Origin of the sequence: Schaalia odontolytica (genome assembly GCF_031191545.1) — a bacterium.
GTDB classification, from domain to species: domain Bacteria; phylum Actinomycetota; class Actinomycetes; order Actinomycetales; family Actinomycetaceae; genus Pauljensenia; species Pauljensenia odontolytica.
Genome location: NZ_CP133472.1, coordinates 456,067 through 478,729 on the forward strand (window position 1 = coordinate 456,067; position 22,663 = coordinate 478,729).

The 22,663-nt window shown below is 66.0% G+C and carries 18 protein-coding genes; 7 read left to right on the forward strand and 11 right to left on the reverse strand.

From position 1 onward, the window contains the following. Both RDV55_RS02000 and rfbB read right to left on the reverse strand, forming a co-directional pair. The gene (locus RDV55_RS02000; RefSeq protein ID WP_111822782.1) at positions 1-975 is read right to left on the reverse strand and encodes a glycosyltransferase; all 975 of its coding nucleotides are present in this window, start codon (positions 973-975) and stop codon (positions 1-3) included. Between the two features lie 4 nt (positions 976-979). Continuing rightward, entirely contained in the window at positions 980-1,987 is a 1,008-nt protein-coding gene (gene rfbB, locus RDV55_RS02005; RefSeq protein WP_111822781.1) for a dTDP-glucose 4,6-dehydratase, read from the reverse strand. A gap of 207 nt (positions 1,988-2,194) precedes the next feature. On the opposite strand from rfbB, the gene RDV55_RS02010 reads away from it, so the two are divergent. The 3 genes from RDV55_RS02010 (at position 2,195) to RDV55_RS02020 (ending at position 5,468) form a co-directional block, all read left to right on the forward strand. After that, positions 2,195-2,788 (forward strand): hypothetical protein, encoded by a 594-nt coding sequence (locus RDV55_RS02010; protein WP_111822780.1) that lies wholly within the window; start codon positions 2,195-2,197, stop codon positions 2,786-2,788. An 86-nt stretch (positions 2,789-2,874) separates the two neighbouring features. Further along, on the forward strand, positions 2,875-4,425 hold the full coding sequence (locus tag RDV55_RS02015; protein ID WP_111822779.1) for a DUF2142 domain-containing protein: 1,551 nt from the start codon (positions 2,875-2,877) through the stop codon (positions 4,423-4,425). Further along, positions 4,422-5,468: a glycosyltransferase family 2 protein gene (locus tag RDV55_RS02020; RefSeq protein ID WP_111822778.1), complete on the forward strand. Its 1,047-nt coding sequence runs from the start codon at positions 4,422-4,424 to the stop codon at positions 5,466-5,468. The genes RDV55_RS02015 and RDV55_RS02020 overlap by 4 nt, the downstream gene beginning before the upstream one ends. A gap of 87 nt (positions 5,469-5,555) precedes the next feature. Here the strand turns inward: RDV55_RS02020 and RDV55_RS02025 are convergent, their stop codons facing one another. From RDV55_RS02025 to RDV55_RS02065, 9 genes are all read right to left on the reverse strand, one after another. Continuing rightward, entirely contained in the window at positions 5,556-7,097 is a 1,542-nt protein-coding gene (locus RDV55_RS02025) for an NlpC/P60 family protein (protein WP_111822777.1), read from the reverse strand. Between the two features lie 147 nt (positions 7,098-7,244). Beyond that, positions 7,245-8,537, reverse strand: a complete 1,293-nt coding sequence (locus RDV55_RS02030; protein ID WP_111822776.1) for an ABC transporter ATP-binding protein — start codon at positions 8,535-8,537, stop codon at positions 7,245-7,247. Further along, complete coding sequence (locus RDV55_RS02035; protein ID WP_111822775.1) at positions 8,537-9,379, reverse strand: ABC transporter permease; 843 nt, start codon at positions 9,377-9,379, stop codon at positions 8,537-8,539. The genes RDV55_RS02030 and RDV55_RS02035 overlap by 1 nt, the downstream gene beginning before the upstream one ends. A gap of 40 nt (positions 9,380-9,419) precedes the next feature. Further along, entirely contained in the window at positions 9,420-10,721 is a 1,302-nt protein-coding gene (locus tag RDV55_RS02040) for an alginate O-acetyltransferase AlgX-related protein (RefSeq protein WP_111822774.1), read from the reverse strand. Beyond that, positions 10,718-11,989, reverse strand: coding sequence for an acyltransferase family protein (locus tag RDV55_RS02045; RefSeq protein WP_111822773.1), 1,272 nt, complete (start codon positions 11,987-11,989; stop codon positions 10,718-10,720). The genes RDV55_RS02040 and RDV55_RS02045 overlap by 4 nt, the downstream gene beginning before the upstream one ends. After that, complete coding sequence (locus RDV55_RS02050; RefSeq protein ID WP_111822772.1) at positions 11,986-13,848, reverse strand: rhamnan synthesis F family protein; 1,863 nt, start codon at positions 13,846-13,848, stop codon at positions 11,986-11,988. The genes RDV55_RS02045 and RDV55_RS02050 overlap by 4 nt, the downstream gene beginning before the upstream one ends. A gap of 4 nt (positions 13,849-13,852) precedes the next feature. Continuing rightward, complete coding sequence (locus RDV55_RS02055; protein WP_111822771.1) at positions 13,853-14,704, reverse strand: NAD-dependent epimerase/dehydratase family protein; 852 nt, start codon at positions 14,702-14,704, stop codon at positions 13,853-13,855. Between the two features lie 99 nt (positions 14,705-14,803). After that, positions 14,804-15,790 carry a glycosyltransferase family 2 protein gene (locus tag RDV55_RS02060; protein WP_111822770.1) on the reverse strand — a complete coding sequence of 329 codons (987 nt, stop codon included), beginning with the start codon at positions 15,788-15,790 and terminating at the stop codon, positions 14,804-14,806. Next, positions 15,787-16,902 (reverse strand): glycosyltransferase family 4 protein, encoded by a 1,116-nt coding sequence (locus RDV55_RS02065; protein WP_245907605.1) that lies wholly within the window; start codon positions 16,900-16,902, stop codon positions 15,787-15,789. The genes RDV55_RS02060 and RDV55_RS02065 overlap by 4 nt, the downstream gene beginning before the upstream one ends. 99 nt (positions 16,903-17,001) lie before the next feature. Between RDV55_RS02065 and RDV55_RS02070 the strand changes: the two genes are divergently transcribed. From RDV55_RS02070 to RDV55_RS02085, 4 genes are all read left to right on the forward strand, one after another. Continuing rightward, positions 17,002-18,165 carry a glycosyltransferase family 4 protein gene (locus RDV55_RS02070; protein WP_111822768.1) on the forward strand — a complete coding sequence of 388 codons (1,164 nt, stop codon included), beginning with the start codon at positions 17,002-17,004 and terminating at the stop codon, positions 18,163-18,165. Positions 18,166-18,191: 26 nt separating this feature from the next. Then, positions 18,192-19,745, forward strand: coding sequence for a DUF2142 domain-containing protein (locus tag RDV55_RS02075; RefSeq protein ID WP_111822767.1), 1,554 nt, complete (start codon positions 18,192-18,194; stop codon positions 19,743-19,745). A gap of 93 nt (positions 19,746-19,838) precedes the next feature. Then, positions 19,839-21,668, forward strand: a complete 1,830-nt coding sequence (locus RDV55_RS02080) for a phosphotransferase (protein ID WP_111822766.1) — start codon at positions 19,839-19,841, stop codon at positions 21,666-21,668. Continuing rightward, the gene (locus RDV55_RS02085) at positions 21,665-22,639 is read left to right on the forward strand and encodes a DMT family transporter (RefSeq protein WP_111822765.1); all 975 of its coding nucleotides are present in this window, start codon (positions 21,665-21,667) and stop codon (positions 22,637-22,639) included. Before RDV55_RS02080 ends, RDV55_RS02085 begins: the two co-directional genes overlap by 4 nt. Positions 22,640-22,663 lie beyond the last annotated feature (24 nt).

The window sequence follows — 22,663 nt, forward strand, 5'->3', positions numbered from 1 at the left end:
TCACCACACGCCCAGGACGCGGGCAGCCGCGAGTTTGAGACCCTCCATACGGTCGCGGCGAATCTGCGTCCAACGCAGGGCGAAACGAAGCCTCGAGGCGAGGCCCTGTCCCTCAAGCTCGCGCACAATGGCTTTCAGCTGGCGCGCACGACGCTCGTCGAAAGTTCCGACCTGCGCAGCAGTGCGGGACATCAGAATGAACTGCTTGCGGTAGAAACCATTGCGCAACTTCGCCATGCGGGCATCGCGCGCGCCGGAACCGGAGTTCGCGCCCTGCACGTTGCCACCGTGCTGACGGTACTCCAGGGTCGGCTCTTCGCCGATCGCCCACGTCAGGCCGATCGAACGAGCGAGCGCGTACACGTACCAGTCGTGTACGCCGATGTGGCTGTAATCGAGGTCACGGAGCACGCGCGCCAGCGCCTCGTGGGCCTTCGGGCTAAAGACATAGGTGGAGCCGGGACCCGCGGCCTCGAAGAGGAAGTCCCAGGCCCGCTGCGGCTGCGACTTGCGAATCAGCCGGCGCTCCCCCACGCGCCCTCCGGGTAGCGACTGGAAGGAGGTGACGTTCGAGGACACGACATCGGCCCCCACGTCCTGCATGAGGGACAGCTGAGAACTCAGCTTATCCTCGTGCCACACGTCGTCCTGGTCGGTGAACGCAACGAAGGAACCGTCGGGGGTGTGCGTCGTGAACAGATGCAGGAAGTTGCCCGTCACACCGGGCGTGCCGTCACGCTGGGGCAAAACGGTGATCCGAGGGTCACCAGCGGCGCGCGCCTCCAGGTGCGCACGCGTGCCATCACTCGACGCGTCGTCGGACACGACGAGGTGGACCTCCACGCCCGTCTGAGCGAGCACGGAGTCCACCTGAGCGTCGAGCCACGCCCCGCCCTCGGCCATCCCGTTATAGGTGGCCATGAGAACGGTGACGCGGGGACGAGGGAGTGCTTGGTCTCGGGTCACGTTGCCCAAGGATTCAGTGCCCTTCGGCGGCGTACTTCGCCTCGACGGCTTCCTTCAGGGGGGCCCACCACGCCTCGTTCTCGGTGTACCAGGCGATCGTGTCGGCCAGGCCGTCACGGAAGTTCGTGAACTGGGGCTCCCAGCCGAGCTCGGTGACCAGCTTGGAGTTGTCGATCGCATATCGCAGGTCGTGGCCCGGACGGTCGGTCACGTGATCGAAGTCGTCGGGCGCGTAGCCCATCAGCTCGTTGAGAATCGCGACGACGTCGCGGTTGTTCGTCTCGCCGTCCGCGCCAATCAGGTAGGTCTCGCCGATGCGACCCTTCATAAGGATGTCCCACACGGCCGTGTTGTGGTCGCGCACGTGGATCCAGTCGCGCACGTTCAAGCCATCGCCGTACAGGCGGGGGCGCACGCCGCGCAGGCGGTTCGTGATCATGCGGGGGATGAACTTCTCGATGTGCTGGTAGGGGCCGTAATTGTTCGAGCAGTTCGAGATCGTGGCCTCGACGCCGAAGGAACGCACCCATGCGCGCACCAGGAGGTCCGAGCCCGCCTTGGACGAGGAGTAGGGCGAGGAGGGATTGTAGGGCGTAGTAGGGGTGAACTTCGCGGGATCGTCCAGCTCGAGGTCGCCGTAGACCTCATCCGTGGAGATGTGGTGGAAGCGGACCTTGTGGCGGCGCACAGCCTCCAAAAGGGTGAAGGTGCCCACCAGGTTGGTCTGGATGAAGGGCGAGGGGTCGAGGAGGGAGTTGTCATTGTGCGACTCGGCAGCGAAGTGCACAACCGCATCCGCGCCGGCAACGACGCCGTCAACGAGGTCAGCGTCGGCGATGTCGCCCTCGACGACGGTCAGGCGCGCGGCGAGCTCGGAGGGCACGTCGGTCAGGGAAGCGCGGTTGCCCGCGTAGGTAAACTTGTCCAGGACGACGACGTCGACGTCCGGGTGGTCCTCCAGCAGCGTGTGGACGAAATTCGCGCCGATGAAGCCGGCTCCGCCGGTCACAACGATCTTCATGAGGTCTTCTCCTTTGCGCGCCCGTGGGCGTCCGAGGGTGCTACTCACCCGATTCCTGCCCCTATTATGCCGTAGTTCTCACGCATTCCCTGCCAGTGTCTTTCACTTACCCGTCGGATACGTCACTATTCACCAGGCTGAAGGTCCGCTGAGGCACCGCATCTCGCTGATAGATTGGAGATATCCCCCAACAGAAACGGACCCCTCGTGACTCGTCTCCTCCCCGCCCTCGGCCTGGTCGCTATCTGCGCGCTTGCCACGGCCTCGTGCTCCCCGACCGATGAGACGCAGAGCGCTCAGTCAACCCCCGCAGTCTCCGTTTCCCCAGGAGACCCGGGCCAGCCATCGAGCTCGACCATGCCGACCCTGCACGCAGCCTCTCCCGGATGCGCCGCAATGGACGAGATTTTCACCGAGGCCCTCAACGGCTCCGAGACGGGACAGGTCTACAGGGACGTCGCTACCAAGGGCTCCGAGGAGACCACTGCTGAGGAGCGCCACCGCGCGTGGGAGGCCTTCGCGGCCGCTTTCAAGAACGACTACTCCGAACGCCTCCTGCAGGCCGCAACCGACGAGACCTCCAAGCAAGCCCTTGCCGCCCTCGCGGTCTACGTTGAGCGTAACGCCGCCCTTGACTCCGGCACTATCCCCGAATTCGCCGATCAGGAGGCCGCCGAGGCCGCCCTCAAGCGCGGCGAGAAACCCGAGGTGAATCCCGCCTACACCCAGGCCCTGGCCGAGGCCACCAACGCCCACTCCACCCTGACGACCTGCATGCCTCACTGGCCCATCGTCTTCTGATCGATCAAGGCCTCTCCTCTCCGAATCAAGACACTGAGGGACTCGTGTAGATTAGACGTACTTGTCCCGGAAAGATTGGTTTCTCCATGGCACGTGCGCTTGTGAATCAGCTGGCACCCCTGCGCGCCCGTTTCGTTTCCTCCGCAGCGCGCCCTCTCGCGCTGATTCTCCTGGTCCTGGGCGTCCTCGCCGTCGCCGCGGGCTGGGTCTTCGCCTCTCCCCCCGGATCCTCCCCGGACGACGACTACCATCTCGTGTCGACGTGGTGTCCCAGGCCGGTGGAGTCCTCGTGCGAGACGACCACGATCGACGGCGACCTGTACGTGATGGTCCCCATATCCACGTCGCACGCTCAGTGCGAGGCCTTCAACCCCAATCGATCGCACGCGTGTATCACAGAGTATTCCGACGACAAGATAGTCCCGTCATACCGGTACAACGACGGGCAGTACCCCTACGGCTTCTACCAATTCCATCACCTGTTCTCGCGGCACAACGTTGAGCGTTCCGTATGGATCATGCGTTCCATCAACGTTGCGATCGCGACCCTCCTGATCGGAGCTGTCTGCTCACTGTCCAGCCGAGAGGTCCGCCGCTCAACGGCGCTGGCAGCCCTCGTCGCGTGGACGCCGATGGGCCTGTACTTCATCGCCTCGAACAACCCCTCCTCGTGGGCGATCACAGGCGTCTTCTCCTACGGCGCGGCACTCTACGGTGCACTGAACGCCCAGGGGTGGCGACGCTGGTCGCTCCTAGGCGTCGCAGCCTTCGCGTCCCTCCTGTGCTTCGGGTCGCGCGGTGACGCCGCCTTCTACGTGTTCGTGGTGTCGCTCGGCATCCTGATTCTGGCGGCGCGCCGCCGCCACCTGCCCGAGATCGGCATCGCGTCGCTCCTGAGCGCGATCGGCGTGTGGTGCATGCTCGGCTCCGGTCAGTCCAGCCAAATCGCCCAGTCCGATGCCTCGGTGACCCTGCACGAGCGCATCGAGGTCGCGATCATGAACATCCGCTACCTGCCCGAGTACTTCGCAGGCTTCGTTGGCCTGTACTCCGGCCCGGGCTGGCGTGATACTCCCCTGCCGGGCTACACGACGGTCCTGGGGCTCCTCGTCCTCGGTGCCGTCCTGTTCTACGGTGCCCGCACTATCAGCCTGCGCAAGGCCCTGGCCGCCTTCATGGTCTTCGGCGCGATGGCAGGCATCCCCCTGTTGATCGCGACCCCGACGACTTTCCCAAACCTCGGCGGTTATCACTCCCGCTACGCCCTGCCGCTGTTGGGCACGTGGCTGCTCATCTGGCTGTCCTGCGCGATCAAGAAGTCCTCGCTGGCCCGAGGCCAGGTCGTCATGGTCGTGTTCTTCCTCAGCGTCGTCGACGCGGTCGCCATGCACACGACGATCGCGCGCTACGTTCGCGGCCTACTGCCGATCCGCCACTTGGGATGGATCGCACCGGGTAACCTGAACGGTGACATCCAGTGGTGGTGGGCTGACATGCCGCTCAGCCCGATGGGCCTGTGGATCATCGCGTCACTGGGGTACGCATGTGCTCTGACGTGCGCGATCTACCTGCTGCGCCCGCGCCTCCAGGACGCATCCGAACTGACCATTTCGACCACTAAGGAAGGTACTGAATGAGCGCTCAAGTCACCGTCGTCGTACGCACTCGTAACCGCCCGGCGATGCTCACCCGCGCCCTGGCGTCGATCGCGTCTCAGAGCTTCGACGACTACGAAGTCGTCATCGTCAACGATGCGGGGGACGAGGACCAGGTCCGTTCCGTCGTCGACAAGCAGAACAGCGCCGTTCGCTCGAAGATCACGGTCGTCACAAACGAGGTCTCGAGTGGCCGCGAGGCTGCGCTCGAGTCGGGTCTCGCGGCGTCGCACAATCCCTACTATGCCGTTCACGATGATGACGATTCCTGGCATCCGCACTTTCTAAACAAGACGGTCGCCTACCTCGATAAGCATCCCGACGCGGGGGGCGTCGCCACCCGCTGCGAGATAGTGCGTGAGCGCGTGCGCGCCGACGGGACGTGCACGGAGATCGAGCGCGAGGTCCTGTCGACCGACAACTATGGCCTGTCACTCGTGGACATGCTGGTGGAGAACTACACGCCGCCGATCTCGCAGCTCATCCGCCGCGAGGTCGCGGACCGCGTGGGGCACTGGGACGGCTCCCTGCAGACGCAGGCGGACTGGGACTTCAACCTGCGGCTGTTGGCCGACTCCCCGGTCGGCTTCATCGACGAGGGTCCCCTGGCCTACTGGCATCACCGTGACACGAAGGACGCCGCGCTGGGCAACTCGATCGTCACGGACGCGTATCTGCACAAGTGGGACAACCTGCATATCCGTGATCGTTACCTGCGTGCGATGCTGGCCACGACGGACCCGACCTCCCCACACCTGGGGCAGGCGCTGCTCAGCGCCGAGTACTACCGGCGCATGCGCGAGGAGATTACCCGCACGGAGAGCAGCTACCACGGGGCTCTCAACCTCGTGCACGTCGACATGCTCAACACGATGACGGCGCTGCACCAGCAGGTGCACGAGCTTGCTCAAGAGGTTGCGTCCCTGCGCGAGGAGCTCGCCGCGGGCTCGCAGCTCGCGCGGTCGGTCAGGAGCGCCGCCTCCAAGTCCAAGCGCGCCGCCAAGCGGCTGATGGGCCGCAGCTAATCGCATCGCTGCACGCCATATAGTGAGAGAATCGGGCCGGTCGCGGAGCTTTCCGCGGCCGGCCCGCTGCCGTGGGACGCGCAACCCTTAGGGCAGGGGCCGCACGACGTCCGGGGTCATGCGGTCCCACCCGTATCCGGCGGTGATGTGCTGCATGCGGGCGGGGCGTCCCATCCAGTCGGTGTGGACGATGAGGTCATCGCCCAGGTAGATGGCGACGTGTGTGACAACCCCACCGGTCTTGTAGAAAATGAGGTCACCGCGCTGACGCTGCCCGAGGGGAACGTGCTGGAAGTAGGGGTAGGCATACAGCTCCTGGGACGTGCGATAGGAGGGCCACGCGTGCTTGATGACATCGATGGGCTGGGGGTCGAGTCCGGCACGGTACAGGGACTGGAGAACCAGACCCGAACAGTCGAATCCTTGGTCGTAGGGGCCTGCCCCTCCCCACGTGTAGGACGAACCCGTTTGATTCCACGCATACCCGATCATGGCTTCGATACGCTCGCTGCGCCTGGCCGTCAGGGGCAGGGGCGTCGCCTGGTATTGGTCGACGGTCCACGGGTAGCCGGTGTCCATCGCATCCCAGGTCGCCTCGTCGACGACTCCGGTGACGGGCAGGCCCATGCGCTGCTGGAAGTTCTTGACGGCGGCCACGAAGGGGGCGTCGACCGAGGCGAGCTTGCTGGAGTGCCACAGGCCGAGGCGCACCTGGGCAATGCGCACCTTCGTGCCGTTCATGCCCCACGTGAGCGTGTTGGTCGCTCCTGCGAGCCCCGTGATGTGGTCGGTAGGCTGGAGGTACTCCGCCGGTGCCTCGTACCCGCGCCACGCGCCCGAGGCGTCGAACTCGTAGCGACGGCCGCCCTGCTCCAGGGGTGCGGTTCGCATGATTCCCGTATTGGGGTCGAGGTAGTACCACTCTCCACCGTCGCGCACCCAACCGCCCATCTGCGCGCCGGATGCCGCGAAAAAGTGCCACCCGTCTTCCAGGCGCTGCCAGCCGGTGCGCATCGCACCCGACTCATCCAGGTAGTACCAGGTTCCATCCACTCCCGTCTTGCCCGTGCGCATGACGCCGGTAGCGGGGTCGAGATAGTACCAGGATCCCCCATCGCGTAGCCAGCCGCCGGTCAGCGCTCCGGAGGGAGCCAGGAAGAACCAGTTGCCGGAGTTGCGCAGCCAGCCGGTAGCCATGTATCCGCTGGCGTTGAAGTAGTAGCGACTTCCGCCGATCTCCACCCACCGGGAGGACGGGTAGCTGCCGTCGGAGCGGCGCCACCACCAGCCGACCGAGTCGCGCATCCATGCGCCACTGTCGATCTCATCCGAGGCACCCATCGTCGGAGCTTCGTCCGACACCGACGAGGCCCCACCCGCCCGGTTCTCGCTGCTCGCGTTAGGGGCGGCGGGTTCGGGTGCGTCCGTGGCCTCGGGGCTGGGAGGGGACGACGGAGTAGTGAGCGAAGCGGACTGGGTCGTTGCGGAGCTTAGGGCTCCGGATTGCGCCGCGCCTTGTTCCCCGGCATCGGCGCGCACCTGCGCGGGCAGGGCTATCAGCGCGAGGGACAGGGCGGCGGTCAGGGCGCACGGGTACGCGCGTCGGGCGAGCGTGGACGTCAATGCCATGGCGGTGCCTTGTCGCTGGGAGACAGTTCTCCGAGAAGTATATGACAGTCATCACCATGGACGGGTGCGTTTGGCCCACCGGCCGTACGACAAGTCCCGTGGCCCATCGGTATGTGCTCCGCTGGGCCCCGCGCCACTGTCGGCGCGTCAGTCGTCCTTCTCGAGCGCGTCGGCCTGCTGGGCCTGCTTGCGCGCGAGGTGCTCGTAGTCGGCGGCACCTCGCCTGGGAACGTCGCGCATCGGACGCGCGGGAGTCAGGTCCGTAAATGAGGCACCCAGGTTCACTAGACCACCCGATTCCATGCCCGGGCCGGGCAGGACGTCAAAGCGGCGAGCCTTTTGCAGGGCATCGATGACGCTCGTCATGTCGTGATTCTGGATTGCCGCCGAGATCGTGTAGGCACCCGGGTTGAAGGTCAGACGTGGGATCTCGATGTCGAGGTGGCCGGTACCCGGCTCGATCGAGGTCGGCACGTAGCAGGCGTCCATGCCGTGCAGCCCCCACACGAAGACACCCTCGCGGGTATCGATGGAGGCACCGAAGACCGGGGATTCGATACGCTCCTTCGCACGGTAGTGCAGTCGCAGGCGCACGGGATCACCCGGGTAGACGAGCGAGGTGGGCTTCCCCGAGGAGGACAGCAGGTCGATGCGTTCGATCATGGCCTCGCCGCTGCCGAAGCGCGTGCCGCCTCCCTCGACCTCGACAGCATGATGGGCCACGTCGGAGTAGGTGTCGATGACCTCTGCGGCCGCGCCCACGTCGACGAGCGTCCCGTGGTCCAGCCAGGCGGCTTGATCGCAGAATGTGCGCATCTGTTCGAGGCCGTGGGACACGACGACGACCGTGCGTCCCTGGTCCTTGAGCTGGGCGAACTTGTCCATGCACTTGTTCTGGAATTCCATGTCGCCCACGGCCAGGACCTCGTCGACGAGGAGAATGTCCGGTTCGACGTGGATGGACACAGAGAAGCCCAGGCGCACGTACATGCCCGAGGAGTAGTTCTTCACCGGCTGATCGATGAAACGCTCAACACCGGAGAAGTCGATGATCGCATCGAGCTTGGAGTCGATCTCCTTCTTGCTCATGCCCAGAATCGCGCCGTTGAGGTAGATGTTCTCGCGGCCCGACAGCTCGGGGTGGAAGCCGGAGCCGACCTCGAGCATGGCGGCCATGCGGCCCGTCGAGGAGATGGAGCCCCTGTCCGGGGAGAGGATCTTCGCGATGCACTTCAGGAGCGTGGACTTGCCCGAACCGTTGTGTCCAAGCAGGCCGAAGGTCTTGCCCTGGGGGATCTCGAAGGAGACGTCGTCGAGGGCCCAGAACTCCTCAAACTGCGCGCGAGAACGCTGCAGGAAGGCACCCTTGAGGGACTGGTTGCGGTTCTTGTAGATGCGGAAGCGCTTGGACACGCCGTCCACCGAAATCGCGTTCGTCATCAGAGTTCCTCCACGATTCGTGCCGAGAAGCGGCGGAAGATCAGCGAGCCGAGGCCAAAGACTCCGAAGGCCCATGCGGCACAGCCGAGCCACACCTGCCACGACGGCATCGCAAAGCCGTACAGCGTCGAGCGGTAGGCCTCCAAAAGGAGCTCGGCGGGGTTCAGGCGGAAGATCGTGACGATCGGGAGTGGCTCGTCTCCCCACGTCCAGCCCTTCGCGGCCAGATCGGTCTGAACCTTGTTGAGCATCGACAGGGAGAAGACGACGCCGGAGGCGTACATCCAGATCTGATTAAAGATCTGCCACAGGTGCGAAATGTCGCGGAAGTAGACCGACGCGACCGAGAGGATCAGGCCCATGCCGATGACGAAGAGCATCGCGAGCGCCGTGATGGCGATGACCGCCGGGATCATAAGCAGGACGCCGGGGCCGCCGGCGATGCACATGATCACGATGATGACGCCCAGCTCGAAAGCGAAGTCGTAGGCCAGGGCCAGGACCGATGAGTAAATGAGGACCTGACGCGGGAAATAGACCTTCGTGAGCAGGCCCGAGTTACCCACGAGGGAGTCCATGCCGCGCGAGATGCCACTCGATATGAAGTTCCAAGCGATGACGCCCACGCCGATCCACAGCGCGAATGAGGACAGTCCCGAGTTCACGCCCTTGTCTGCCTCGCCGCGGAAGACGACGCCGAAGATCAGTGCGTAGACCGCGATCGTCGCGATCGGGTTGATGAAAGACCACAGGCGGCCGAGCGCGGTGCCCTTGAACTCCGAGGAGATCGAGCGCTGCGCCATGCGCACCGTCAGGTCGATGACCCGTTTCGTCTCAGACACGGCTACTCCCATCGCTTCTATTGTGGTCAGGAAAACTATCTTACTTGCCCGCCCCCGGCGCGAGCGCGAGGTACCGCTGCGTGAACTCCACAATCACGACGCTGGGCTTGTAGGCCTCGATGAGGGCCGCGACGTCCGTCGGCTGCTCGGAGTCGAGCCCGTGGCCGACCTGAATCGTGTACTCGAAGGTCGCGGCCACGTCGGGACCCAGGTTGTTACCCTGAGAGTCGCGCACGATGAGCGCAGTGCCGCGTCCGTTCGGGTTGAAGGTGAGGGCCGGCTTATTCTGGAAGTCGACGGGGCTCGCCAGGGACACCTCGGGGGCTCCCGTCGCCTCGGACAGGCGCGCGGCGGCGTCGGCCAGATCGTCTCGGTTCTCCAACTGCAGCAGGTGAACGCTGCCCGGGTCCTGCTCGTAGGTGGGAACCGCCCACGGGCCCACCTGAGCGGGGGCACCCAGGGCCTCGTACTCGTTGGGGGCGTCCGCGCCGCTCACCCCGGAGGGCGACAGGGACGGCAGGTTCGCGAGATCGGGGTTGACCGCGGCCAGGCAGGACAGCGTCTGACTCCAGGCGACGTGCGCCGCGTAGGGCGACCAGTGAGGGTTCACCGCCGAGTACAGTGGAGCGTCGCTCCCCTCGCGGGCCTCGCGCAGGCCCTCACGCACGTCCACCCACGCGTGGGTGGGCAGCGCCGATCGCATGAGATCCAGGGAGGTCGTGCCCATCAGCGGGTCGGCCCACTGGGGCAACTTGTCGGAGTACACGTCCCACGTGGCCGGGGCGGGCATGAAGAGCGCGGTCGCCCCCTGGGCGCTGGCGGCGGTCTCGATGCCGCTCATGTAGCGGTCCCACGCGCCCACCTGGTCGGGGGTGGGGCGCACGCGGCCGAGCGCCTGGGAGAAGTTCGCGTTAAAGACATCGGAGAGGAACAGGTAGCCGTCACGGCCCTCCACGTACGTGGTCACGCCCGTCATGCTCTGTTCGAACGAGGCCTGGGCGGCATCGGTGGGCAGGTATCCCCCGGTGCCCGCCACGCCGGGCGTCCACGGGCCCACGTCGGCGCGCGGGGTGGGCGCACAGACCTCGGGAAGGGACTGGGGCGTGGTGCGCGCGAAGGACGATGCCTGGGCAGCCGGAGCGGGCGCCTGTGGTGCGGGGTGGGTGACCTTGTACCACGTGCCCACGCCGGTGGCAGCGCAGGCGCCCGCGAGGAGAACCGCGAGGGGCACGTAGTGGAGGCGGTGCTTCCACGAGCCCGCGGGCACGCCCTCGTCGAAGGAAACGTCGCGCAGGCCCGAGTCGGATTCCTTGAACTGGCCGGCAGCCTTCTTGTCGCTCACTTGCTCTCCTCCTCGGCTCGGGCGGCCGTCTCTTCGGCCTCCATGACCGTCGCGATCCTGGTCGAGGACAGGGCCGGCGTGACGATGCGGCGGGCCACGGCCTCGTAGGCGGGACGGAAATGCTCGATGAGCCTTTCCATCCAACCGGGCAGGTAGTTCTTCTGGCTCATCGCGGGCTTCTCGATGAGATGCCACGACAGGTATGCCAGGATGTGAACGGTCACGACGACCGTCAGGTGGTAGGCGATCCAGCCTCGATCCTGCAGGTGGAAGTAGGCGGCGAATGCCATGATCGGCCACGCGTAGATGTAGATCCCGTAGGACAGGTCGCCGTGCTTCTCCCAGTTCTGCAGGGGCAGGCGGATCGCCAGGTACATGAGGAAGTACAGGAAGCCGTACTGGCCGACGATGTTCCAACCGCCCGAGGCGTAGGACAGGACGCCGAAAATGAGGCCGCCCCATGCCAGGCGCGAGTCCATGGGGATCTTGTCGCCGTAGAGGGTGAAGAGCATGCCGAAGGCGAAAGGCCCCATGAACATGAGCATGAAGGGGTCACGCAGCAGGTAGTTGACGTTGGAGACCTGGCCCGCGCCCATCCACTGCAGGGCGTTGAGGGCGATCAATACGAGCGCGAAGGTGCCGCCCACCTTGCGATTCGCGAGCGCCCCGAACAGGCCAAGGATCGCGACCAGGATGTACGCCTTGAACTCGTAGATGAGCGTCCAGGCCGAGCCGTTCCAGTCGCGGGCGCCATGCAGGATGAAGTACGGCAGATTCTCGCCCATTCCGGCGATGTTGCGCTGGCCCAGATTCAGCCACATGTTGTTCACGAAGTAAGTGAGCGGGGACTCGGTGGCCGGGTGCAGGTAGCCGGAGATGTTGTGGAAGGTGTGCCAGTATGCGATCGGCGCGAGGATGGCCACCGTGAAGAGGAGGGCCGCCCAATACGCGGGGAAAATACGCAGGACGCGGCGCCACATGTAGCGCCAGATCGTCGCGCGCCCCATACGCGAGCGCGTGATGAGGAAGCCCGAGAAAAAGAAGAAACCCGCGACGGCGACGCCACCGATGGACTGCTCCTTCGAGATCTGCACGCCCAGGTCCTCGCCGCCGTAGAAACCGGCGATCGGGCCGGCGTGCGAGAAGATGACCATGAAGGCCATCAGCCAGCGCAAAAACCCGATCGAGTTGGACCTGGAGTTGAAGGCCTGCGCGACGGACTGGGGCGTGTGGGGGGCCGCAGCCCTTATCGTGGAGGCCAGGCTCATCGCTTACCCTTCATGGTTCGGATCTTATGGACGGCGCCGCGCGCAGCTCGGTACGCGGGTTTGAGGGCGTTGCCCAGTCCGGGGGTACGCATCATGATGTTGGTCTTGACGGCACCTAGCAGGTTAGGGACGGAACCCATGCGCGCCTTGAGGAAGGGCACCTGGTCGATAGCGAAGGCGGGCATCATCGACGAGGTCGAGGCCAGCTTGTACTCGAGGTAGCCGTAGTACACGCCCGCCCATTTCGGGGTCATGACGGGGCGCACGTAGTAGCCGCGCGACAGGACCGCGTAGGACAGGAGACGCTCGATGACGTGTGCCAGGGAGCCGTCCTTGTAGCCGCCTTCCTCGGGGAAGTCCTCGGGGACGAGGCCGGCGCCGGTCAGCAGGGATAGCGCCTCGGGGCGAGCGATGAACATTGAGCCGTATGGTGCCAGCGGCTGGTGATCGTCGAAGGGGACGGTGATGCCGACCTTCTTGGCGAAGTCGCGGGCGGGGGTGCGGTTCGCGAACCAGGCGTGGCCCATCGTGGGGTAGCCCATGTGCGGCATGGGCGCGATCGCCATGCCCATGCCCGGGTGGGCGGCAAACTCGGCGAGGATACCGGCCACGTGATCGGAGGAGGCCAGCAGGTTGTCGTAGAGGTGTTCCTTGAAAAGCTGGGCGGCGTTGTAGTCGTCCTGGACGGACTTCTTCGAGTGAATCTTCACGACGATGTCGTACTCGCCGGAAGTGAGCACGTCGTTGCAGTCGACGAGGAATGCGCCGATGTCACGGCCGCGGTTGGATGAGACGACGCGCACGTCGGCGTCCACGCCTCGCTCCTGGGCTCGCGCCTCGATGAGCGCCTTGTTCTGTGCGTTCGAGGTCGTGGCCACCAGGTGGTATCCCTCGGGCAGGACGCTCAGGCGCTCCAGGATCTCGTCGGCCATATCCGCGTAGAAGATGTGCGCGACCGCGAGGACCTTGAGGGAGGCGGCAGCATCCAGGGTGGCCTGGTCGGCGCGCGGGGAGATGACGGTCGTCAGGCCAGCGTTCGTCACGAGGTCACGCGGACGCGAGGTACGCGCGAGGTTCGTGAGGATCAGGTCGGTGTCGTAACCCGCCTTCTCGGCCAGCTCCAGCATGTCCGCGCCGACGATGGCGTGGCGGTCCAGGTAGAGCGGATCGTGGAAGAGGTTGCGACGCTTGAGGATCGGACAGCCGTCAGCCAGGAGCAGCGACGCGTTATCGAACACGGGGTTGCGCGAGGGGTAGTCCTCGCGCGGATATGCCACGACGTGCGTGTAGCCGAGGTTCCCGAAGTACTCGGTGAAGCGCGATTCGTGCCACTGGATCGAGTCGTTGTAGGAACGGATCGGGGGCATTTCATCCCAGTACTTGCGAAAGTCCGGGGAGCTGAGCAGCGGGTTGCGCACGGCGATCCAGTGGGACTGGATGTGACGGGGCATCCGGGTGGCTGCCAGGAAGGGATGCGGGCGCACCTCGTCGTGTTCGGTGATTCCCCAGAAGTCGACCGCACCGGCGGCCTCCACCCGGTCGAAGAGGTTCTTCCACGGGTTGACGGGCGCGAAGAAGGTGTAGTTGAAGAGGATCAGCTCGTCGATCTGGCCGAGGCGATCCCAGCCGAAGCGGGCGATACCGTCGCGGTATCCGCCCACATCGAATCCGGTGTTCTCCCTCTCGAAAACCTCGGTGGCACCCGTGAGGAGGCGCGCGCGAGCGGTGTCATCCAAGGGAGAGTTGGACACGACGAGGATCTCGTCGAGGTACTCGCGCAGCGAGGTCAAGCATTCAACGATGTAATCGTCGACGAGGCCCTGGGGATCAAAGAACAGGAAAATACCTGCGCGTTTCACGGCTCTACTCCCCCGTGCCGTCGACGGTTGCCAGGATCTGGCGAATCTTCGTGGCGTCACCCCACACGCCGGGCGAGTCATAGGGGCGATCCGGGAATGCCCCGTACTCGAGGGTGATATCGAGTTTGTTCTCGCGGATATAGGCCTCGACGCGGTCAGCGAGGCTCAAGGGTTCGCCGCTGCAGATGTTGATGATGCCGTCGACCTCGTCCTGGGAGACGGCGGCAGCGATCTGGTAGGCGAGCTCCTGAATGGAGATGAAGTCGTAGAGGTTCTTGCCCGTGGTGAAGGGGAAGGTCTTCTTGCCTTCCTGGGCGGCAGCCAGGAGCTTGGAAAAGATCGAGGAGCCGTGCGCATCGTCTCCGACGATGTAGTAGCCGCGCAGCCACTGCACGGTCGCGCCGTGCTTGGTGGCCAGCAGCATCGTGATCTGTCGCAGGGCGTTCTTGGAGATGCCGTACAGGGATGCGGGGTTGCACGGGGAGTTTTCGTCGATGGCACCCTCCCAGTAGCCGACCTCGTGCATGGAGCCCATGACGGCCAGGTGGGTGCATCCGCCCTCGAGGAGGTTCTCGATGAAGCGGTAGTGGGCAGGCAGGTCCTCGATGTGGGCCGGCGAGTTGTGGACGAAGCCGTCGCGCCATGCGAGGTGCAGGACCGCGTCGGGGCGTCCGAGCTGGTCGTAGATGTCAGCATCTCCGCTAAAAATCTGGGTGTCGATGCGGCGGGCCCGCTCGTCGACACCGTCGAGGCGGAAGTCGACGACACTGACGTCAAGGCCGCGCTCCAGCAGGGCGTGAACAATGTGGCGGCCGATGTAGCCGCCGGCTCCGGTAACGAGGACAGTCTTCACCATGGCAGTCAGTCTATCAAGGCCGGGGCGCTGCGCAGCTCCGCCCCGACTTGTGTGCCGCGACGCACCCGCCTGCTCCGGCCTCGGCGAGGAGGCGAGCGCCTAGAAGCGGGGGGCGGTGCGGTGGCGCAGGGCGCGAGGCAGGGCGATAAGTCCCTGGAGGACTCCTCGGGCGACCGGTCCGCGCAGGCCCGAGCGCGCGGCGCGGGCGATGGAACGGGCGACAGCGCGCACGACGACGCCCCAGGGGGCGTGCTGGGCGGCAACGATGATGCGGTTGCGCGCGTTGACCCGTAGGAACATGGGCGAGGAGGTGCCGGAGGAGGCCGCGTGCTCGTGGTCGACGACGGCTTCGGCTGTGAAGCGCACCTCGTAGCCTGCCTCGCGCAGCTTGTAGGACAGGTCCGTGTCCTCGTAGTACATGAACAGGTCGGTGCGCACTCCCCCGACGGCTCGCCACGCGTCGGCGTCAATCGCGCAGGCGCCGCCGCACAGTCCGAAGACCTCGGGGGCGGGCAGCGGGGAGTCTGCGGGGTCCAGCCAGGAGCGGTCGTAGCCGTTACCGGCGGCGTCGACCTCGTTGCCGGTGGAGTTAATGAGGATCTGCCCGCCGCTCTCGCCATCGGCGACGCGCGTCCAGCGGCTGCCGTCGCGGGCAACGAGGAACTCCGTGTCCGAGGGGGTGGAGGGCCGCCAGCTGCCGGTCAGGAGAATGAGCGCGGTGGTGGCGCCGACGGTCCCACCCAGGGGCGCCAGGAGGGCGTCGAGGAATCCGTCGCGCACAGTTGCGTCGTTGTTGAGCAGGACGACGCAGTCTTCGCGTAGTCCGGCCGCTCCGGCCATGACGCCGGCACCGAAGCCGCCGTTGGTCCCCGCGTTGACGAGGGACACGCGCGCAGGTTCGGCGGCCCCCCTGAGTTCCTCGAGACCGTCACGCAGGACGGTCAGCGAGTCGTCGCCGGATCCGTTGTCGACGATGACGAGATGGTCGCGCTCCGCCAGCTGCGGGGCGACCGAGTGGGCGGCGCGCAGAGTGAGGGGCGCGTTCTTCCAGTTGACGAGGATGACCCTGGCGCTGCGCTGCCTCATCGCGAACCCGCCAGCTCGGCGTAAACGGCGGCGTGGGCTGCGGCGGAAGCCTCCCACGTGTAGTCGTGGGCACGCTCGATACCGGCGGCCGCGAGGCGGTCGTGCTCGCTTCCGGCGGCGGCCTCGAGGGCCTGGGCGAGGGCCGAGGCGTCCGTAGCCGCTACGAGGAGGCCGGCGTCGTCGCGCGTAATTTCCGCCATGCAGGTGTCCGCGCTGGTCACGACGGGCGTGCCGTGCGCCATGGCCTCGAGGACGGGCAGGCCGAAGCCTTCCCAGATTGAGGGGAAGGTGAAGACGCGGGCCCCCGCGTACGCGCAGGCCAGGTCGGTGTCGTCCAGTCGTCCGAGAACGTGGACGCGCCCGTGCGGCAGGGGCGCGTCGGTGGGGTCGGATCCCCACCCGGCGGGTCCGACGAGGACGAGGTCGAGGTCGGCGCCCTGCAGCTGCTCGTAGGCTGCCAGGAGTGTCGGTAGGTTCTTGCGGGGCTCGCGGGTGCCGACCCACAGGATGTAGGGGCGGGCCAGGCCGTGGCGGGCGCGAAACTCCTCCACCTGCGCGTGCGTGACGGGCGTGTGGCTCAGGCCGTGCGGGATGACGGTGATGCGCGAGGCGTCCAGTCCGGCCCGGGTGCAGTCGTCGGCGGTGGCCTGGGATGGGACGATGATCGCCTCGGCGCGCTCGCGCGTGATCTCGAGGGCACGGTGGAAGTAGGCGGATCCGTGAGCCGTGAAGTGGTCGGGATCGCGCAGGAAGGCAACGTCGTGAACGGTGACAACCAGCGGGCGGGAGGTCGGCGGGATTGCCCAGGTGGTCGCATGCACGACGTGCGCTCCCCCGCCCGATCCGACGCCGAGCATCCGGTCGACGCTCGGGGTTCCCAGTCGGTCCCACGCGGCGTACAGGGCGCGGCGAGGCAGGGCCGAGTGAAGAACCGGGATGGTCATGCCAACCTCGTGGGGGGCGGGTTCGCCCCTGCCGCGGCGCGCTGCGATGCCCAGGGCTCGCACGTCCTGATCTGCCAGGCGGGCGGCGACCTCGACAATGTACCGGCCGGAGCCTCCGGGCACCGGCTGCCACAGTTGTTCGACGACCATTCCAACGTTAACGCTCATGCGTCCAGGGTAGTTCACGGGCGCGCTGGGGCCGAGGCAAAAGTATGAGCGCCCGCAAAATGGCATACGATAAGGGGAATAGTTGTTGCTCCCGACCCAATGGGGATGATCGTGGCCTACTCCGTTTCTCACTCGCATCCGATCCGCGTCCTTCTGGACGGAACCGCGATCCCCGCAGACCTGGGCGGCGTCGGCCGCTACGTGGACGACCTGGTTCCGGAGCTGGTCGAGCAGGGCGTGGACCTGACGATGGCGGTTCAGGAGCGCGATGCCGAGCACTTCGCGACGCGCCTGCCTTCGGCCCGCATCATCCCGATCGACAAGCGTTTCGAGTCTCGTCCGGCGCGCATGGCCTGGGAGCAGACCGGTCTGCCCAAGCTGATCCGCAAGGTCCGCCCCGACGTGCTGCATTCCCCGCACTACACGTCCCCGCAGTTCCCGGGCGTGCCCGTCGTCATCACGTTGCACGACGCGACGTTCTTCTCGCACCCGCAGGCGCATTCTCGTCTCAAGCAGCGCTTTTTCACCACGGCGATCCGCCGCGCGATCCGGCGCGCGGACGCCCTCGTGGTGCCCTCCCTGGCCACGCGCGACGAGACCATCAAGTACGCGGGCGGTGACCCCTCGCAGTTCTACGTGGCCTACCACGGCGTGGATCGCTCGATCTTCCACCCGGTCTCGGATGCCGAACGCGAGCGCGTCAGGGCTTCCCTGGGGCTGGAGGGCCGCGACTATATCGGTTTCCTGGGGACGCTGGAACCCCGCAAGAACGTGCCGAACCTCGTGCGGGGCTGGGTCAAGGCCGTCTCCGATCGCCCAAACCCTCCGGCCCTCGTGCTGGCGGGAGGTAAGGGCTGGGACGAGGACATCGACCCGGCCCTGGCCTCGGTGCCCGAACACCTGACGGTCCTGCGTCCCGGATACCTGCCCCTCGAGGACCTGCCCGGTTTCCTGTCGGGCTGCGTCATCCTGGCCTACCCCTCGATCGCGGAGGGCTTCGGCCTGCCGGTCCTGGAGGCCATGAGCTGCGGTGCCGCGACGCTGACGACTCGACTGACCTCTCTGCCGGAGGTCGGCGGTGACGCCGTGGCCTACTGCGACATCGACCCCGACTCGATCGCCTCGGCTCTGGTGGATCTGCTGGACGACCCGGCTCGCCGCGAGGCGCTGGGATCCGCCGCAATTCCGCGTGCGGACGAGTTCACGTGGGCCCGCGCGGCCAGCGTTCATATTGAGGCGTTCCGGGCCGCAGCCCACGCGTGAGTCCCCGCACCGAAGGAGGCAGTCGTATGCGCACGTCCGTGTCGCAGCGCCGCACGTTTATCGCCGTGTTCATGCTCGTCGTCGCAGTCGTTGCGGCCTCGTTGGCGTGGGTCGTTGCATCCCCGGTCGGGGCTTCCCCGGACGAGGATTACCACGTCGGCTCCATGTGGTGTCCTCCGCCGGTGGACGAGACAGGCTGCCAGATTTCCACCAAGGACGGCGAAAAGGCCGTTATGGTGCCGCAGTCGCTGGCCAAGGAGCACGTCACGTGCTACGCCTTCGACCACAACAACTCCGCGCAGTGTTCTCTTAACGCCTCGGATGACGTCCTGGCACCGACTGTGCGATGGGATGACGGGAACTACCCGTGGGGGTACTACCAGTTCGCCCACCTGTTCGTCCAGCACTCGACGAACCGAGCAGTGCTGGCGCTGCGTGCAGTCAACACGCTACTGGCGATCGGCCTGGTCGGCGGGATCATCGCTTTGTCCGATTCTGGGCTACGCCGCGCGATCGGCGTCGCGCTGACGGCGGCATGGCTGCCGATGGGCTTCTACTTCATTGCGGGCATGAACCCCTCGTCGTGGGCGATGACGGGCACCTTCGCGTTCGCTGCGGGGCTATTGGCGGCGACCCGCAGCGCCGGCGCGCGGCGCGTCGGCCTCATTGCCTGCGCGGTCGCGGGCGCGGTCTTGGCCTGCACGTCGCGCGGTGACAGCGCGTTCTTCCTGTTCGTCGTGACGGTTGCCCTCGCCTTCGCGGTTCCGGCGAGTAAGCGCATTGTTCCCGAGGCGATCCTCGCGTGCGTCGCCTCCGTCGTGGGCATCTGGGTCATGGCACGCACGAACGTGGCGGCCTCGCACCTGGGTTCGGGGAACGAGCTGGCGGAATACTCGCTCAAGCACATCGCGTGGCTCAACGTGTCCTCGCTTCCCAACTACCTGCGTGGCTTCGTCGGTCACCTGCTCGGGCCGGGGTGGAACGACGTGTCCTACCAGGGCACGGTCTCCTACGGTGCCTCCGTCGTGGTCGTCGCCGTTGCACTGTGGTCGCTGCGCTCGTTGACCTGGCGCAAGGCCCTGTCGGCGGTCACGGTGGCGGGTGCGATCATGGGCGTTCCCGTGGTGATCGGCATGCGCGGACACTTTAACAACGTCCTCGTCTACCAGCCGCGCTACATGCTGCCCCTGTTCGCGGTCTTCCTGCTCATGCTCCTTGCCCCCTCCCCAGCCCGCGCGGACGGCGAGGGGCGGCGGATGGGCAGCGAGCTTTTCCGCATCCCCTCTGGCGTGGTCGGGCGCGCGGTAGCCGGACTCGTCGCAGGCGTGTGGGCACTCACCAATGCCCGTGCCCTCTACCTGGTCATCGAGCGCTACGCGTTCGGGCGCACGCCTCACGCAATGCCCATCGACCTATCGACGCGCAACTTGAGTGCGGGCAACGAGTGGTGGTGGCCGACGGCTCCGATCGGCCCGATGACATTGTGGATCACAGGCGCTCTTGCCGCAGCAGTAGCTATCGGCATCGCCTGCTACCTGGGGTCTCAGTCCCCCGAAACGTCGCCCGAGCCTCGTCGATAAACATCCCACACTCAATTTGTTCACATTTTCATACAACAGTGCTACGATCGAACATGTAGCACCCAGATGAACCTGTGAACGAAAGGTGGTCGCATGCCCTCGGCGAACGTCGGCACGCTCAGCGAGCCCCAATTCAACATCCTGACGACCCTGGCAAAGTCCGCAAGACCCCTGACGCAAAGGGCACTCTCGGAAGCCACCGGCATGAGCCTGGGGCGCGTCAACACTGCCACCCGCGAGTGCGAAGCAGCGGGCTACATCGACGAACGCTCCATCACCGACGCGGGCCGCGAGGCACTCGAGCCATACCGCGTCACGGGCGCCGTCATCATGGCCGCCGGCCTGTCCTCACGCTTCGCCCCCATCAGCTACGAGCGCCCCAAGGGTACGCTCAAGGTGCGCGGCGACATCCTCGTCGAACGCCAGATCCGTCAACTCCACGAAGCCGGTGTCACCAACATCGCGCTGGTCGTGGGATACAAGAAGGAGTACTTCTTCTACCTGGCCAACAAGTACGGGGTCGACATCGTCGTCAACCGCGAGTACGCCACGCGCAACAACAACGGCTCCCTGTGGCGAGTGAAGGACCGCCTGGACAACACATACGTGTGCTCCTCGGACGACTACTTCACCTCCAACCCCTTCGAGCCCTACGTCTACAAGTCCTACTACTCGGCGAACTACGTCGAGGGTCCCACCGACGAGTGGTGCATCAAGACGGGGCCGGGCGACCGCATCACGGGCGCGACCGTGGGGGGTTCCGACGCGTGGGTCATGCTCGGCCACGTCTACTTCGATCGCGTCTTCTCCGCGCAGTTCCGCAAGGTCCTCGAGCAGGTCTACCACCTGCCTGAGACGGTCTCGAAGCTGTGGGAGTCCATCTACCTCGACCACATCAAGTCCTTCGACATGGTGATCCACCGCTACCCGGACGGCGTCATCCACGAGTTCGACTCGGTCGACGAGCTGCGCAGTTTCGACCCCCTGTTCATGGAGAACGTGGACTCCGAGGTATTCGACCACATCGTCGACACACTGGGGTGCACAAAGGCCGACATCCGCGACTTCTACCCGCTCAAGCAGGGCATCACGAACCTGTCGTGCCACTTCGCCGTGGGCGACAACGAGTACGTCTACCGTCACCCGGGCATCGGCACGGAGAAGATCGTGGACCGCAGCGCGGAGTTCGCCGGCCTGCGCCTCGCCGCCGAGCTCGGCATCGACGACACCTTCCTCACGGGTGACCCCGAGGCGGGCTGGAAGATCTCGCGCTTCGTGCGCGACGTGCGCAACCTGGACGTCACCCGCCCCGAGGAGCTCAAGGCGGCCATGGAGATGGACCGCGCGCTGCACACCTCCGGTCGAATCCTGGACCGCTCCTTCGACTTTGTCACCGAGGGCTTGCGCTACGAGGGCCTCCTGAAGACCTTCGGGCCGATTGATGTGCCCGGCTACTTTGAGCTGCGCGACAAGGTCCTGCGCCTCAAGGCCTTCGCGGACACGGACGGCTTCGATAAAGTCCCCTCGCACAACGACTTCTTCCCCCCGAACTTCCTGGTGGATAACGATGGCAACATCAGCCTCATCGACTGGGAGTATGCGGGCATGTCGGACATGGCAGCCGACTTCGGCACGATGACCGTGTGCACACCGGAGATGACCCGCGAGCGCGCGGCCGCCGCCCTCGAGTACTACCTGGGCCACGCCCCTTCCGAGCGCGAGGCGCGCCACTTCTTCGCCTACGAGGTGTTCGCCGGCTGGTGCTGGTACCTGTGGGCGCTGGTCAAGGAGGCCGAGGGGGACGACGTCGGCGAGTGGCTCTACATCTACTACTCGCACGCGACACGCACGCTCGATTCCCTGCTCGCAGCCTACGAGGCAGCCTCGAGCACTCAGATCTCCACGGAAGGTGAACTGGCATGAAAACTCAGCACGGAGGCAAGCGCTACGGCTTCTTCTCGGGTGCCCTGTGGGGCCTCGACACGGTCGTGCTGGCAATCGCACTGGCCATGACCCCGTTCCTCGACTTTGGTCAGTCGGCGCTCGCCGGGGCTGTCCTGCACGACGTCGCGTGCGCGCTGATCCTGCTGGTCTACATGGGTCTGCGCGGCCGCCTGAAGGACACCGCGAAGGCACTGCGCACCCGCCCGGGTAAGTCGGTGATCGTGGCGGCGCTCCTGGGCGGCCCGATCGGCATGAGCGGGTACCTCATCGCGATTGACAACATCGGCCCGGGCCTGACGGCGATCATCTCGACGTTCTACCCGGCGCTCGGCACCCTGCTGGCGTTCATTCTCTTGAAGGAACGCATGGCGCCTCGCCAGATCGTTGCCCTGCTGGTCGCACTCGCGGCGATCGTTGCGACGGGCTGGTCGGCGACGTCCGAACCGATCGAGGGCGGCAACGCGATCCTCGGCGTGGTCGGCGCGCTGGCCTGCGTCATCGGCTGGGGTTCCGAGGCCGTGATCCTCACGTGGGGCATGCGCGACGAGGCCGTCGATAACGAGGTGGCCCTCCAGATCCGCGAGACGACCTCGGCGGCCGTGTACCTGTTCATCGTGGCTCCCATCGCTGGCGTCTTCGGTTTCACACTGCATTCGCTGGCTCACCTGTCGGCGGGCGTGGTGGCACTGGCGGGTCTGGCGGGTACGGCCTCGTACCTGTTCTATTACAAGGCCCTGTCGGCCATCGGCGCCTCGCGAGGCATGGCCCTGAACATTTCCTACTCGGCGTGGGCGATCATCTTTGCCCTGGTGTTGCAGGGAACGATCCCGACACCCATGCAGGTCCTGTGCTGCGTCGTGATCCTGGTGGGCACGGTCCTGGCGGCCACCTCCAACTGGGGTGACCTGCTTCCCAAGCGAACGGAGAAGGTCACGAGCTCCCAGGCGTGAGACAATGGCGGGTGGGCGCGCTTG